General features: G+C 61.4%; 12 protein-coding genes. 11 read left to right on the forward strand and 1 reads right to left on the reverse strand.

Translation table 11 applies throughout. From position 1 onward, the window contains the following. Positions 1-96: 96 nt before the first annotated feature. From sdhC to JKP78_RS22345, 11 genes are all read left to right on the forward strand, one after another. Positions 97-483, forward strand: coding sequence for a succinate dehydrogenase, cytochrome b556 subunit (sdhC, locus tag JKP78_RS22295; RefSeq protein ID WP_012315350.1), 387 nt, complete (start codon positions 97-99; stop codon positions 481-483). Further along, the gene (sdhD, locus tag JKP78_RS22300; protein WP_003254214.1) at positions 477-845 is read left to right on the forward strand and encodes a succinate dehydrogenase, hydrophobic membrane anchor protein; all 369 of its coding nucleotides are present in this window, start codon (positions 477-479) and stop codon (positions 843-845) included. The genes sdhC and sdhD overlap by 7 nt, the downstream gene beginning before the upstream one ends. A gap of 3 nt (positions 846-848) precedes the next feature. Continuing rightward, positions 849-2,621: a succinate dehydrogenase flavoprotein subunit gene (gene sdhA, locus JKP78_RS22305; protein WP_186674795.1), complete on the forward strand. Its 1,773-nt coding sequence runs from the start codon at positions 849-851 to the stop codon at positions 2,619-2,621. An 11-nt stretch (positions 2,622-2,632) separates the two neighbouring features. Continuing rightward, entirely contained in the window at positions 2,633-3,337 is a 705-nt protein-coding gene (locus JKP78_RS22310; protein WP_011534752.1) for a succinate dehydrogenase iron-sulfur subunit, read from the forward strand. A gap of 246 nt (positions 3,338-3,583) precedes the next feature. Beyond that, the gene (locus JKP78_RS22315) at positions 3,584-6,415 is read left to right on the forward strand and encodes a 2-oxoglutarate dehydrogenase E1 component (protein WP_200627651.1); all 2,832 of its coding nucleotides are present in this window, start codon (positions 3,584-3,586) and stop codon (positions 6,413-6,415) included. Between the two features lie 42 nt (positions 6,416-6,457). Then, positions 6,458-7,684: a 2-oxoglutarate dehydrogenase complex dihydrolipoyllysine-residue succinyltransferase gene (gene odhB / locus JKP78_RS22320; protein WP_200627653.1), complete on the forward strand. Its 1,227-nt coding sequence runs from the start codon at positions 6,458-6,460 to the stop codon at positions 7,682-7,684. 98 nt (positions 7,685-7,782) lie between these two features. After that, the gene (lpdA, locus tag JKP78_RS22325) at positions 7,783-9,219 is read left to right on the forward strand and encodes a dihydrolipoyl dehydrogenase (RefSeq protein ID WP_170030850.1); all 1,437 of its coding nucleotides are present in this window, start codon (positions 7,783-7,785) and stop codon (positions 9,217-9,219) included. Positions 9,220-9,391: 172 nt separating this feature from the next. Continuing rightward, positions 9,392-10,558 carry an ADP-forming succinate--CoA ligase subunit beta gene (gene sucC, locus JKP78_RS22330; protein ID WP_003254205.1) on the forward strand — a complete coding sequence of 389 codons (1,167 nt, stop codon included), beginning with the start codon at positions 9,392-9,394 and terminating at the stop codon, positions 10,556-10,558. Further along, the gene (sucD, locus tag JKP78_RS22335; protein ID WP_004376004.1) at positions 10,558-11,442 is read left to right on the forward strand and encodes a succinate--CoA ligase subunit alpha; all 885 of its coding nucleotides are present in this window, start codon (positions 10,558-10,560) and stop codon (positions 11,440-11,442) included. The genes sucC and sucD overlap by 1 nt, the downstream gene beginning before the upstream one ends. Positions 11,443-11,863: 421 nt before the next feature. Beyond that, on the forward strand, positions 11,864-13,177 hold the full coding sequence (gene brnQ, locus JKP78_RS22340) for a branched-chain amino acid transport system II carrier protein (RefSeq protein WP_200627655.1): 1,314 nt from the start codon (positions 11,864-11,866) through the stop codon (positions 13,175-13,177). Positions 13,178-13,487: 310 nt separating this feature from the next. Further along, positions 13,488-14,243 carry a DUF599 domain-containing protein gene (locus tag JKP78_RS22345; RefSeq protein WP_186688242.1) on the forward strand — a complete coding sequence of 252 codons (756 nt, stop codon included), beginning with the start codon at positions 13,488-13,490 and terminating at the stop codon, positions 14,241-14,243. A gap of 67 nt (positions 14,244-14,310) precedes the next feature. On the opposite strand, the gene JKP78_RS22350 is transcribed toward JKP78_RS22345, so the two are convergent. Beyond that, on the reverse strand, positions 14,311-14,595 hold the full coding sequence (locus JKP78_RS22350) for a hypothetical protein (RefSeq protein ID WP_086978461.1): 285 nt from the start codon (positions 14,593-14,595) through the stop codon (positions 14,311-14,313). Positions 14,596-14,706 lie beyond the last annotated feature (111 nt).

Raw genomic sequence — 14,706 nt, forward strand, 5'->3', positions numbered from 1 at the left:
GCCCGAACTGCTGGGGGTCGCCGTTCCCTGGGTGGTGGGTACCTGACCAGTACACTTACCAACAACTTTGCCCTGATTCGCTAGGGGCTCTTCAGTGTGAAAAAAGCCGTGAAAAGCCAACGACCTGTAAACCTAGACCTAAGGACCATCAAGCTCCCCGTCACTGCGTACACGTCCATCCTGCACCGTATCTCCGGCGTCATCCTGTTCCTCGGCCTTGCCATCATGCTTTATGCACTGGGCAAGTCGCTGGGTTCCGAGGAAGGCTTCGGTGAGGTGAAGGCGTGTCTGACCAGCCCGCTGGCCAAGTTCGTGACCTGGGGCCTGCTGTCCGCCCTGCTTTATCACCTCGTGGCAGGTGTGCGTCACCTGATCATGGACATGGGTATCGGTGAGACGCTGGAAGGCGGCAAGCTGGGCTCGAAAATCGTGATCGTCATCTCCGTGGTGCTGATCGTTCTGGTGGGAGTTTGGGTATGGTAACCAATGTCACGAACCTGTCGCGTTCGGGTCTCTATGACTGGATGGCGCAGCGCGTCTCTGCGGTCGTTCTCGCGGCTTACTTCCTGTTCCTGATCGGCTACGTGGTCGCCCACCCAGGCATCGACTACACCCAGTGGCATGGTCTGTTCTCCAACAACGCGATGCGGATCTTCAGTCTGCTGGCCCTCGTTGCCCTGGGCGCTCACGCCTGGGTCGGCATGTGGACCATCGCTACCGACTACCTGACGCCAATGTCGTTCGGCAAGTCGGCAACTGCGATTCGTTTCCTGTTCCAGGCGGTATGCGGCGTTGCGATGTTCGCTTACTTCGTCTGGGGTGTGCAGATTCTCTGGGGTATCTGATCCATGGCTAGCATTCCAACCATTTCTTTCGACGCCATCATCATCGGTGGCGGCGGTGCCGGCATGCGCGCTGCGCTGCAGCTGGCTCAAGGCGGCCACAAGACTGCCGTGGTCACCAAGGTCTTCCCGACCCGTTCGCACACTGTATCCGCCCAGGGCGGCATCACCTGCGCCATCGCTTCGGCCGACCCGAACGACGACTGGCGCTGGCACATGTACGATACCGTCAAGGGCTCCGACTACATCGGTGACCAGGACGCTATCGAATACATGTGTCAGGAAGGCCCGGCTGCGGTCTTCGAGCTGGACCACATGGGCCTGCCGTTCTCGCGTACCGAAACCGGTCGTATCTACCAGCGTCCGTTCGGTGGCCAGTCCAAGGACTTCGGTAAAGGTGGCCAGGCCGCCCGTACCTGTGCCGCTTCCGACCGTACCGGTCACGCGCTGCTGCACACCCTGTACCAGGGCAACCTGAAAGCCGGCACCACCTTCCTCAACGAGTACTACGCCGTAGACCTGGTGAAGAACCAGGACGGCGCGTTCGTGGGTGTGATCGCAATCTGCATCGAAACCGGCGAAACCCTGTACATCAAGTCCAAGGCCACCGTACTGGCCACTGGCGGTGCCGGCCGTATCTACGCCTCCACCACCAACGCCCTGATCAACACCGGTGACGGCGTGGGCATGGCCCTGCGTGCCGGTGTACCGGTGCAGGACATCGAAATGTGGCAGTTCCACCCGACCGGCATCGCTGGCGCCGGCGTACTGGTCACCGAAGGTTGCCGCGGTGAAGGTGGCTACCTGATCAACGCCCACGGCGAGCGCTTCATGGAGCGTTACGCGCCGAACGCCAAAGACCTGGCTGGCCGCGACGTGGTCGCCCGTTCCATGGTCAAGGAAATCATCGCCGGCAACGGCGTGGGCCCGAACAAGGACCACGTACTGCTGAAGCTGGACCACCTGGGCGAGGAGGTGTTGCACAGCCGCCTGCCAGGTATCTGCGAACTGTCCAAGACCTTCGCCCACGTCGACCCTGTGGTCGCGCCGGTACCGGTCATCCCTACCTGCCACTACATGATGGGCGGCGTTGCCACCAACATTCACGGCCAGGCCATTACCATGGACGCCGAAGGCAACGACCAGATCATCCCAGGCCTGTTCGCCGTAGGTGAAGTGGCGTGCGTATCGGTGCACGGTGCCAACCGCCTGGGCGGCAACTCGCTGCTCGACCTGGTGGTGTTCGGCCGTGCTGCCGGCCTGCACCTGGAGAAGGCGCTGACCGAAGGCGTGGAATACCGCGACGCCAGCGACACCGACGTCGATGTTGCCCTGAACCGCCTGAACAAGCTGAACGAGCGCACCACCGGTGAAGACGTTGCCAGCCTGAAGCGCGAGCTGCAGAGCTGCATGCAGAACTACTTCGGTGTATTCCGTACTGGCGAATACATGCAGAAGGGTATCGAGCAGCTGGCCGGTCTGCGTGACCGTATCGCCAACGTCAAGATCAACGACAAGTCCAAGGCCTTCAACACCGCGCGTATCGAGGCACTGGAGCTGCAGAACCTGCTGGAAGTCGCCGAAGCTACCGCCATCGCGGCCGAAGCCCGTAAAGAGTCCCGCGGCGCTCACGCCCGTGAAGACTACGAAGACCGTGACGACGAAAACTGGCTGTGCCACACCCTGTACTACCCGGGTGAGAAGCGCGTCGCCAAGCGTGGCGTCAACTTTGCGCCGAAGACTGTTCCAGCCTTCGAACCAAAAGTCCGGACTTACTAAGGGTGGCCGCTATGTTGCAAGTCGAAGTTTATCGTTACAACCCGGACACCGATTCCGCGCCGAAAATGCAGACCTTCCAGGTCGACACCGGCGGCAAGGACCTGATGGTGCTGGACGTGCTGGCACTGATCAAGGAGCAGGACGAAGGGTTCTCCTACCGTCGCTCGTGCCGTGAAGGCGTTTGCGGTTCCGATGGCATGAACATCAACGGCAAGAACGGCCTGGCCTGCATCACCCCGCTGTCGGCGGTGGTGAAGGGCAACAAGCTGATCCTGCGCCCGCTGCCGGGCCTGCCGGTCATTCGTGACCTGGTCGTCGACATGAGCATCTTCTACAAGCAGTACGAGAAGGTGAAGCCGTTCCTGCAGAACGACACGCCGGCGCCGGCTATCGAGCGCCTGCAGTCGCCGGAAGACCGCGACAAGCTGGACGGCCTGTACGAGTGCATCCTGTGCGCTTGCTGCTCGACTTCCTGCCCGTCGTTCTGGTGGAACCCGGACAAGTTCCTGGGCCCCGCTGCACTGCTGCAGGCCTATCGCTTCCTGGCCGACAGCCGCGATACCAAGACCCAGGAGCGCCTGGCGTCCCTGGATGACCCGTTCAGCGTATTCCGCTGCCGCGGGATCATGAACTGCGTCAACGTTTGCCCTAAAGGTCTGAACCCGACCAAGGCAATCGGTCACGTACGTAACATGCTGCTGCAAAGCGGTACCTGATACAAAGCGTTGTACCTGCAGTAAGCCGAGGTGCGGGTGGTGAGCCCGCACCGAGGTAAAACCCGAACAAAGGCCCACAAAGCCTGCGTTCATTACCTATGAAGATATGAGACCAGCAGGGGCTTTCCGGGCTGGTACCCGGAAAATCAGCAGGATCCTAGTGGCGTGGTTCAGTCGCTGTATTCGGACTTTTCCAGGTTTGCTGTGGCTCTCGCCGATCAGTCCCCTAACCGAGGGTGACCAAGCATGCAAGAAAGCGTGATGCAGCGCATGTGGGAAAGCGCCCACCTTTCAGGTGGTAACGCTGCATATGTGGAAGAGCTTTATGAGCTCTACCTGCACGACCCTAACGCTGTGCCAGAAGAGTGGCGCACCTACTTCCAGAAGTTGCCCGCCGACGGCAGCACCGCTACCGATGTATCGCACTCGACAATCCGCGACCATTTCGTACTGCTGGCAAAGAACCAGCGCCGCGCCCAGCCGGTATCTGCCGGGAGCGTGAGCAGTGAACACGAGAAGAAGCAGGTTGAAGTTCTGCGACTGATCCAGGCCTATCGTATGCGCGGCCATCAGGCTGCCAAGCTCGACCCGTTGGGGTTGTGGCAGCGTCCTGCGCCTGTAGACCTGTCGATCAATCACTACGGCTTGACCAATGCCGATCTTGATACGACCTTCCGTGCCGGCGACCTGTTCATCGGCAAAGAGGAGGCGAGCCTACGCGAGATCTTCGAGGCGCTCCAGAAGACATATTGTCGCACCATTGGCGCCGAGTTCACCCACATCGTCGACTCCGAACAGCGCAGCTGGTTCCAGCAGCGCCTGGAAAGCGTGCGCGGCCGTCCGGAGTTTTCCGCCGACGTGCAGGCCCACCTGCTGGAGCGTGTGACCGCTGGTGAAGGCCTTGAGAAATACCTGGGCACCAAGTACCCGGGCACCAAGCGCTTCGGCCTCGAAGGCGGCGAAAGCCTGATCCCGATGCTGGACGAGATGATCCAGCGTTCCGGCTCCTACGGCACCAAGGAAGTCGTGATCGGCATGGCCCACCGTGGCCGCCTGAACGTCCTGGTGAACACCTTCGGCAAGAACCCGCGCGAGCTGTTCGACGAGTTCGAAGGCAAGAAGATGAACGAGCTGGGCTCCGGTGACGTGAAGTATCACCAGGGCTTCTCCTCGAACGTGATGACCCCGGGTGGCGAAGTGCACCTGGCCATGGCGTTCAACCCGTCCCACCTGGAAATCGTCTCGCCGGTGGTCGAGGGTTCGGTGCGCGCCCGTCAGGACCGCCGCAACGACACCGTTGGCGACAAGGTACTGCCGATCTCGATCCACGGCGATGCCGCATTCGCTGGCCAGGGCGTGGTCATGGAAACCTTCCAGATGTCGCAGACCCGCGGTTTCAAGACCGGCGGCACCGTGCACATCGTGATCAACAACCAGGTCGGTTTTACCATCAGCAACCCGCTGGACGCGCGCTCCACCGAGTACGCCACCGACGTGGCCAAGATGATCCAGGCGCCGATCCTGCACGTCAACGGCGACGACCCGGAAGCCGTGCTGTTCGTGACCCAGCTGGCCATCGACTACCGCATGCAGTTCAAGCGTGACGTGGTCATCGACCTGGTCTGCTACCGCCGTCGCGGCCACAACGAGGCCGACGAGCCGAACGGCACCCAGCCGCTGATGTACCAGCAGATCAGCAAGCAGCGCACCACCCGTGAGCTGTACGCCGACGCACTGATCCAGGCTGGCCGCATCGATGCCGAACGTGCCCAGGCCAAGGTCGACGAGTACCGCAGCGCGCTGGACAACGGCCTGCACGTGGTCAAGAGCCTGGTCAAGGAGCCGAACCGCGAGCTGTTCGTCGACTGGCGTCCGTACCTGGGCCATGCCTGGACCGCGCGTCACGACACCCGCTTCGACCTCAAGACCCTGCAGGAACTGTCGGCCAAGCTGCTGGAGATCCCGGAAGGCTTCGTCGTGCAGCGCCAGGTCGCCAAGATCTACGAAGACCGCCAGAAGATGCAGGCCGGTGGCTTGCCGATCAACTGGGGTTATGCAGAGACCATGGCTTACGCCACCCTGCAGTTCGAAGGTCACCCGATCCGCATGACCGGCCAGGACATCGGCCGTGGTACCTTCTCGCACCGTCACGCGGTGCTGCACAACCAGAAGGACGCCAGCACCTACGTACCGCTGAAGAACCTGTTCCCGGGCCAGCCGAAGTTCGAACTGTACGACTCCTTCCTCTCGGAAGAAGCGGTACTGGCCTTCGAATACGGCTACTCGACCACCACGCCGAACGCGCTGGTGATCTGGGAAGCCCAGTTCGGCGACTTCGCCAACGGTGCGCAAGTGGTGATCGACCAGTTCATCACCAGCGGCGAGCACAAGTGGGGCCGTCTGTGCGGCCTGACCATGCTGCTGCCACACGGTTATGAAGGGCAGGGCCCGGAGCACTCCTCCGCGCGCCTGGAGCGTTACCTGCAGCTGTGCGCCGAGCACAACATCCAGGTCTGCGTACCGACCACCCCGGCCCAGATCTACCACCTGCTGCGTCGCCAGGTCATTCGTCCGCTGCGCAAGCCGCTGATCGTCCTGACGCCGAAGTCGCTGCTGCGCCACAAGCTGGCCGTGTCGACCCTCGAGGACCTGGCAGAAGGTTCGTTCCAGACCGTCATCCCGGAAATCGACAGCCTCGATCCGGCCAAGGTCGAACGCCTGATCCTCTGCGGTGGCAAGGTTTACTACGACCTGCTGGAAAAACGCCGTGCCGAAGGCCGCGAAGACATCGCCATCCTGCGTATCGAGCAGCTGTACCCGTTCCCGGAAGACGACCTGGTCGAAATCCTGGCGCCTTACACCAACCTCAAGCATGCGGTCTGGTGTCAGGAAGAGCCGATGAACCAGGGCGCCTGGTACAGCAGCCAGCACCACATGCGCCGTATCCTGGGCCGCCACAACAAGGCACTGGTCCTGGAATACGCCGGCCGCGACGCTTCTGCCGCGCCAGCCTGTGGTTACGCTTCGAAGCACGCCGAACAGCAGGAAAAACTGCTGCAAGACGCCTTCACTGTCTAACGCCTTCGCGCACCTGAAACCGAATTTAAGGAAACACTGATAATGGCTATCGAGATCAAAGCCCCAACCTTCCCGGAATCGGTTGCCGATGGCACCGTTGCCACCTGGCACAAGCAGCCGGGCGATGCCGTCAAGCGTGACGAGCTGATCGTCGACATCGAGACCGACAAGGTCGTCCTGGAAGTACTGGCTACCGCCGACGGCGTACTGGGCGCCATCGTCAAGGGCGAGGGCGACACCGTCCTGTCCGACGAAGTGCTGGGTTCGATCGTTGAGGGCGGTGCTGCCGCTCCAGCTGCCGCTCCAGCTGCCGCTCCGGCCGCCGCTGCTCCTGCTGCCGCTGCTGCGGACGCTGGCGAAGAAGACCCGGTTGCCGCCCCGGCCGCGCGCAAGCTGGCTGAAGAAAACGGCATCGACCTGGCCAGCGTCGCTGGCACTGGCAAAGGTGGTCGCATCACCAAGGAAGACGTCGTCGCTGCCGTCGCCAACAAGAAGTCGGCCCCGGCGCCGGCGGCCAAGCCGGCTGCCGCCGCCGCTGCTGCCCCGGTTGTGGTTGCCGCTGGCGACCGCACCGAGAAGCGCGTGCCGATGACCCGCCTGCGTGCCAAGATCGCCGAGCGTCTGGTCGAAGCCCAGTCGAGCATGGCCATGCTGACCACCTTCAACGAAGTCGACATGACCGAAGTCATGGCCCTGCGTTCGAAGTACAAGGACTTGTTCGAGAAGACCCACAACGGCGTGCGCCTGGGCTTCATGTCGTTCTTCGTCAAGGCCGCCACCGAAGCCCTGAAGCGCTTCCCGGCGGTCAACGCCTCGATCGATGGCAACGACATCGTCTACCATGGCTACGCCGACGTCGGTGTTGCCGTGTCCAGCGACCGTGGCCTGGTGGTACCGGTACTGCGTAACGCCGAGTCGATGAGCCTGGCGGAAATCGAGAACGGCATCGCCACCTTCGGCAAGAAGGCCCGTGACGGCAAGCTGGCCATCGAAGAGATGACCGGTGGCACCTTCACCATCACCAACGGTGGTACCTTCGGTTCGATGATGTCGACCCCGATCGTCAACCCGCCACAGGCTGCCATCCTCGGCATGCACAACATCATCCAGCGCCCGATGGCCATCAACGGCCAGGTGGTGATTCGCCCGATGATGTACCTGGCGCTGTCGTACGATCACCGCCTGATCGACGGCAAGGAAGCGGTAACCTTCCTGGTCACCATCAAGAACCTGCTGGAAGACCCGTCTCGCCTGCTGCTGGACATCTAATCGCGCAGCTGCAAGCGGCAAGCGGCAGGCTTCAGTTCGAAGCCTGCCGGCCTTGCGGCTTGCAGCTTGTCGCTTGAAGCTGAAAAAAGGAATCTTTTATGACCCAGAAATTCGACGTAGTGGTGATTGGTGCAGGTCCTGGCGGCTATGTGGCTGCCATCAAGGCCGCACAACTTGGTCTGAAGACTGCCTGTATCGAAAAATACACCGACGCCGAGGGCAAGCTGGCCCTGGGCGGCACCTGCCTGAACGTGGGTTGCATTCCTTCCAAGGCGCTGCTGGACAGCTCCTGGAAGTACAAGGAAGCCAAAGAGAGCTTCAACGTCCACGGTATCTCCACTGGCGAAGTGAAGATGGACGTCGCCGCGATGGTTGGCCGCAAGGCTGGCATCGTCAAGAACCTGACCGGTGGCGTTGCCACCCTGTTCAAGGCCAACGGCGTGACCTCGATCCAGGGCCACGGCAAGCTGCTGGCTGGCAAGAAGGTCGAAGTCACCAAGGCTGACGGCACCACCGAAATCATCGAAGCCGAGAACGTGATCCTGGCTTCCGGCTCGCGCCCGATCGACATTCCGCCGGCTCCGGTCGACCAGAACGTCATCGTCGACTCCACCGGCGCCCTGGAATTCCAGGCCGTGCCGAAGCGCCTGGGTGTTATCGGTGCTGGCGTGATCGGCCTCGAGCTGGGCTCGGTATGGGCGCGCCTGGGTGCTGAAGTCACCGTGCTGGAAGCGCTGGATACCTTCCTGATGGCTGCCGACACCGCCGTGTCGAAGGAAGCCCAGAAGACCCTGACCAAGCAAGGCCTGGACATCAAGCTGGGCGCACGCGTCACCGGCTCGAAAGTCAACGGCAATGAAGTCGAAGTGACCTACACCGACGCCAACGGCGAGCAGAAGATCACCTTCGACAAGCTGATCGTCGCGGTCGGCCGTCGCCCGGTGACCACCGACCTGCTGGCTGCTGACAGCGGCGTGACCATCGACGAGCGTGGCTACATCTTCGTCGACGACTACTGCGCCACCAGCGTGCCGGGCGTCTACGCCATCGGCGACGTGGTACGCGGCATGATGCTGGCCCACAAGGCCTCGGAAGAGGGCATCATGGTGGTCGAGCGCATCAAGGGCCACAAGGCTCAGATGAACTACGACCTGATCCCGTCGGTCATCTATACCCACCCGGAAATCGCGTGGGTCGGCAAGACCGAACAGGCCTTGAAGGCCGAGGGCGTTGAGGTTAACGTGGGCACCTTCCCGTTCGCGGCCAGCGGCCGTGCGATGGCTGCCAACGACACCGGTGGTTTCGTCAAGGTCATCGCCGATGCCAAGACCGACCGCGTCCTGGGTGTACACGTGATTGGCCCATCGGCTGCCGAACTGGTGCAGCAGGGCGCAATCGCAATGGAATTCGGCACCAGTGCCGAGGACCTGGGCATGATGGTCTTCAGCCATCCGACCCTGTCCGAAGCGTTGCATGAAGCAGCGCTGGCTGTGAATGGCGGTGCCATTCACGTGGCCAACCGTAAGAAGCGTTAATTATAAGAAACCACGGCGGGCTGCCCGTCGTGAGTCTTGCGTGCATGACTCACCGCGGAAAGTCCGCCGGACCGGATCACACGGGAAAACCCGGGGTCAACGGTCACAGGTGGTGCGGCGCCAGTAATGGCGCAGCGCCGAAGCGCAGTACCTAACGAAGACGGTAAAAAGCATGAATCTTCACGAGTATCAGGGTAAGCAGCTGTTCGCTGAATACGGCCTGCCAGTTTCCAAGGGTTTCGCTGTCGATACCCCTGAGCAAGCTGCAGAAGCCTGCGACAAGATCGGCGGGAACGAGTGGGTGGTAAAAGCCCAGGTTCACGCCGGTGGTCGCGGCAAGGCGGGCGGCGTCAAGCTGGTTCGCAGCAAAGAAGACGCCAAGGCGTTCGCTGCACAGTGGTTGGGCAAGAATCTGGTTACCTACCAGACCGATGCCAACGGTCAACCCGTCTCCAAGATTCTGGTCGAATCCTGCACTGACATCGCCAAAGAGCTGTACCTGGGCGCTGTAGTCGATCGTTCGAGCCGCCGTATCGTGTTCATGGCTTCCACCGAAGGTGGCGTGGACATCGAGAAAGTCGCTCACGAAACCCCTGAAAAGATCCTCAAGGCCACTATCGATCCGCTGGTCGGCGCGCAGCCGTTCCAGGGCCGTGAACTGGCGTTCCAGCTGGGTCTGGAAGGCAAGCAAGTTCAACAGTTCGCCAAGATCTTCGTAGGCCTGGCCAAGCTGTTCAAGGATCACGACCTGGCGCTGCTGGAAGTGAACCCGCTGGTGATCAAGGCCGACGGCGACCTGCACTGCCTCGATGCCAAGATCAACATCGACGCCAACGCCATGTACCGTCAGCCGAAGCTGAAAACCTTCCACGACCCGTCGCAGGACGACGCCCGTGAAGCCCACGCTGCCAAGTTCGAACTGAACTACGTTGCCCTCGAAGGCAACATCGGCTGCATGGTCAACGGTGCCGGCCTGGCCATGGGTACCATGGACATCGTCAACCTGCACGGCGGCAAGCCGGCCAACTTCCTCGACGTTGGTGGTGGTGCTACCAAGGAGCGCGTTACCGAAGCGTTCAAGATCATTCTGTCCGACAGCAATGTCGCGGCCGTTCTGGTCAACATCTTCGGCGGCATCGTTCGCTGCGACATGATTGCCGAAGGCATCATCGGTGCAGTGAAAGAAGTCGGCGTCAAGGTTCCGGTTGTCGTTCGCCTCGAAGGCAACAACGCCGAACTGGGCGCTAAAGTACTGGCAGAAAGCGGTTTGAACATCATTGCGGCAACCAGCCTGACCGACGCTGCTCAACAAGTTGTCAAAGCTGCGGAGGGCAAGTAATGAGCGTCCTGATCAATAAAGACACCAAGGTTATCTGCCAGGGCTTCACCGGCTCGCAGGGTACTTTCCACTCCGAACAGGCCATCGCCTACGGCACCAAGATGGTCGGCGGCGTAACCCCAGGCAAGGGTGGCACCACCCACCTGGGCCTGCCGGTGTTCAACACCGTGAAGGAAGCCGTGGAAGCCACCGGCGCTGACGCTTCGGTCATCTACGTTCCGGCTCCTTTCTGCAAGGACTCGATCCTGGAAGCGGCCTTTGGCGGCATCAAGCTGATCGTCTGCATCACCGAAGGCATTCCTACCCTGGACATGCTGGATGCCAAGGTCAAGTGCGACGAGCTGGGCGTGACCCTGATCGGCCCTAACTGCCCAGGTGTCATCACCCCGGGCGAGTGCAAGATCGGTATCATGCCAGGCCACATCCACCTGCCAGGCAAGGTCGGTATCGTTTCGCGCTCCGGCACCCTGACCTACGAAGCGGTCAAGCAGACCACCGACGCCGGCTTCGGCCAGTCGACCTGCGTCGGTATCGGTGGCGACCCGATCCCGGGCTCCAACTTCATCGACATCCTGAAGCTGTTCCAGGAAGACCCGAAGACCGAAGCGATCGTCATGATCGGCGAGATCGGCGGTTCGGCTGAAGAAGAAGCTGCGGCCTACATCAAGGCCAACGTCACCAAGCCAGTGGTTTCCTACATCGCTGGTGTTACCGCTCCGGCGGGCAAGCGCATGGGCCACGCTGGCGCCATCATCTCCGGCGGCAAGGGCACTGCGGACGAGAAGTTCGCCGCCCTGCAGGACGCTGGTGTGAAGACCGTGCGTTCCCTGGCTGACATCGGCAAGGCCCTGGCCGAGCTGACTGGCTGGGAAGTCAAGAAGTAATACCGCTACACCCCCCACGCGCACAGAGGCCACCTTCGGGTGGCCTTTGTCGTTTCCGGGGTTTGGGTATTCCTGTGTCGGCCTTTTCGCGGGCCAGCCCGCGAAGAGGCCGACACAGGCAACATTGATTTTTCGATGGGTTTGATAGGAATTTTCAGGCAGACGAATTTCCCGATATCGGGATAATCCTGACCGTCCGCGGTTGCACAGACGACAAACACATACGCACATCGGACAAGCAGCACTGTGCCAGTGCGTTTAAGTGACAAAACAGTTACCCTACGCGCTCACTCTGTGCCCGTCCCCCAAAAGGGAACGACACGCTAAACGGGTCTGGCTTATCAAGCCGGGCAGCATTTCCCCCAACCCATGGGGAAATCCCTTCTCGAATCCCGATTTCAGCAGTGTGGTACTACCTTAAATGAAAGTTTTAAAAGGCCAGGACATCCTGGCGCTTGGCTTTATGACGTTTGCGCTTTTCGTGGGCGCGGGCAATATCATCTTCCCGCCTATCGTCGGCCTGCAGTCTGGCCCGCACGTGTGGATGGCTGCCCTGGGCTTCCTGGTGACCGCCGTGGGCCTGCCGGTCATCACCGTGGTCGCCCTGGCCAAGGTCGGTGGCGGCATGGATGCCTTGAGCAGCCCGATCGGCAAGTTCTTCGGTGGCCTGCTGGCAGCCGTGTGCTACCTGTCGGTCGGCCCGCTGTTCGCTACCCCGCGCACTGCGACCGTGTCGTTCGAAGTGGGTGTGGCACCGCTGACCGGCGAAAGCCCGCTGGCACTGTTCATCTACAGCCTGGTGTACTTCCTCGTGGTGCTGGCGGTGTCCATGTACCCGGGCAGGTTGCTCGACACCGTGGGCCGCTTCCTCGCGCCGCTGAAGATCATCGCCCTGGCGGTGCTCGGCATCGCCGCCTTCGCGCTGCCTGCAGGCACCATGGGTGAAGCGCAGCCAGCCTATGCCGCCGCGGCCTTCTCCAAGGGCTTCTCCGATGGTTACCTGACCATGGACACCCTGGGTGCCCTGGTATTCGGTATCGTCATCGTCAACGCCATCCGCTCGCGCGGTGTCGAGTCGCCGAAGCTGATCACCCGCTATGCCATCATCGCTGGCCTGATCGCCGGTGTCGGCCTGGCCCTGGTCTATGTCAGCCTGTTCCGCCTGGGTGCCGGCAGCCACGAAATCGCGGCGGGCGCCACCAACGGCGCGGCGGTGCTGCATGCCTATGTGCAGCACACCTTCGGCTCGCTGGGCAGCGGCTTCCTCGCCGTGCTGATCGCGCTGGCCTGCCTGGTGACTGCGGTCGGCCTGACCTGCGCCTGTGCCGAGTACTTCAGCCAGATCCTGCCGCTGTCGTACCGTGCCCTGGTGGTGATCCTGGCGGGCTTCTCGCTGCTGATTTCCAACCTCGGCCTGACCAAGCTGATCATGTTCTCGATCCCGGTGCTCACCGCGATCTACCCACCCTGCATCGTGGTGGTCGGCTTGAGCTTCGTGAAGGACCTGTGGAATTCGCCAACCCGCATCCTGGCACCGGTGATGCTGGTGTCGCTGCTGTTCGGCATGGTCGATGCGATCAAGGGCAGCAGCATTGCCCACGTACTGCCGGACTTCATGGCCCATCTGCCGCTGAGCGACCAGGGCCTGGCCTGGCTGGTGCCTTCGGTGGTGACGCTGGTTGGCGCCGTAGCCTGCGACCGCATGCTCGGCAAGCCGCGCGAAGCGCTGGCCTGATAGTCGAAGCCTGAGAGCGGCACCGGCCACAAGCCGCAGGGTGCTTGCCAAGGGTGGAAACTCAAGAGCCCCGTATCCGAGAGGATGCGGGGCTTTTTGTTTGCCTGTACTGGCCTCTTCGCGGGCGCGCCCGCTCCCACAGGAAAGCGCAAGCCTCAGAATTGGCGGTGTACCTGTGGGAGCGGGCGTGCCCGCGAAGAGGCCGGGATGAGCGGTGCAAATATCAGGATGGATGTGTGCCTTTTGCCGCTTGCCAGCGTCGAAATCCGGTCCCTATCCTTCAGGTATCTGGCCCTCCCGGGAACCCTGCATGAACTTCATCCAAAGCAATCTCAACAACCTGCTGGCCATCGCCTGGTTTGCCCTGTGCTGGGGCGGCTACACCCGCTATGCCATCTGGAAGGGCCGCGACACCGCGTGCCTGGCCAGCGTGTTGCACCTGTACCGTGAAGACTGGATGCGCCGCATGCTGCTGCGTGACAACCGCATCGCCGATGCCAGCGTGATCGGCAATCTTGAGCGTAACGCCTCGTTCTTCGCCTCCAGCACCTTGATCATCCTTGCCGGTATCCTCACCGTGCTCGGCGCTTCCGACCGGGCGCTGTCGCTGCTGGCCGATCTGCCGCTGGTGCAGCAGACCTCCCAGGGCATGTCGGAGATCAAGCTGCTGTGCTTGGCCATGGTCTTCGTCTATGCCTTCTTCACCTTCAGCTGGTGCATGCGTCAGTACAACTTTGCCGCAGTACTGGTAGGTTCGGCGCCGATGATAGGCGAACGCCTGGTCAATGAACTGGAACGCAAGGCATTTGCCCTGCGGGCGGCGCGGGTGCTGTCATTGGCTGCCAACCAGTTCAACTTCGGCCTGCGTTCCTATTACTTCGGCATGGCCATGTTGAGCTGGTTCATCAGCCCTTGGCTATTCATGGCCATGAGCGTCGGCGTAGTGCTGATTCTGTACCGCCGCGAGTTTCATTCGGATGTACTGGAAGTGATGGTATTCACGCCTACTGAAAGTCTGCCCGCCGAACCGGCCAAGGATCAACATTCGCTGCCGAGCGGCAACTGAAACGGTTTACTTGCTGATTTCAGGCACAAAAAAACCCGACCAGGTCGGGTTTTTTCGTTTCAGCCGATTACTGCTTGGCAGGTTCGGCCGGGGTGGCTGGCGCGGCTTCCGGAGCCGGAGTAGCCGGAGCGGCTTCTTCGGCGGCCTTCTGCTCGGCTTCGGCCTGATCTTTGGCGGCTTCGGCGTTTTCCTTGGCAGCCTCGTTCATTTTATCCTGAGCTTCGCCCGCTTTCTCCTGGGCTTGCTCGGCGTGTTGCTGTGCGTCCTGGGCTTTGTCTTCGCTCGCTTTATCGCAAGCAGCCAGGCCCATGGCAGCGGCCAGCATCAGAGCAAAAGCAAAAGGTTTACGCATGGGGGTGTTTCTCCTTGGTGGAATAAGTGACTTGTTCCTTCGAGTCCAACTACGCGGAATAAGTTCCGCGAAGATTACACATATATAACGCGCTCTTCTATATAGACTTTT

Origin of the sequence: Pseudomonas sp. LAM2023, from assembly GCF_016620375.1 — a bacterium.
GTDB lineage: Bacteria > Pseudomonadota > Gammaproteobacteria > Pseudomonadales > Pseudomonadaceae > Aquipseudomonas > Aquipseudomonas anuradhapurensis.

Coding starts and splice junctions, on each gene's coding strand:
- sdhD (WP_003254214.1), top strand. CDS start 477: ATGGTAACCAATGTCACGAACCTGTCGCGTTCGGGTCTCTATGACTGG.
- sdhA (WP_186674795.1), top strand. CDS start 849: ATGGCTAGCATTCCAACCATTTCTTTCGACGCCATCATCATCGGTGGC.
- JKP78_RS22310 (WP_011534752.1), top strand. CDS start 2,633: ATGTTGCAAGTCGAAGTTTATCGTTACAACCCGGACACCGATTCCGCG.
- JKP78_RS22315 (WP_200627651.1), top strand. CDS start 3,584: ATGCAAGAAAGCGTGATGCAGCGCATGTGGGAAAGCGCCCACCTTTCA.
- odhB (WP_200627653.1), top strand. CDS start 6,458: ATGGCTATCGAGATCAAAGCCCCAACCTTCCCGGAATCGGTTGCCGAT.
- lpdA (WP_170030850.1), top strand. CDS start 7,783: ATGACCCAGAAATTCGACGTAGTGGTGATTGGTGCAGGTCCTGGCGGC.
- sucC (WP_003254205.1), top strand. CDS start 9,392: ATGAATCTTCACGAGTATCAGGGTAAGCAGCTGTTCGCTGAATACGGC.
- sucD (WP_004376004.1), top strand. CDS start 10,558: ATGAGCGTCCTGATCAATAAAGACACCAAGGTTATCTGCCAGGGCTTC.
- brnQ (WP_200627655.1), top strand. CDS start 11,864: ATGAAAGTTTTAAAAGGCCAGGACATCCTGGCGCTTGGCTTTATGACG.
- JKP78_RS22345 (WP_186688242.1), top strand. CDS start 13,488: ATGAACTTCATCCAAAGCAATCTCAACAACCTGCTGGCCATCGCCTGG.
- JKP78_RS22350 (WP_086978461.1), bottom strand. CDS start 14,595: ATGCGTAAACCTTTTGCTTTTGCTCTGATGCTGGCCGCTGCCATGGGC.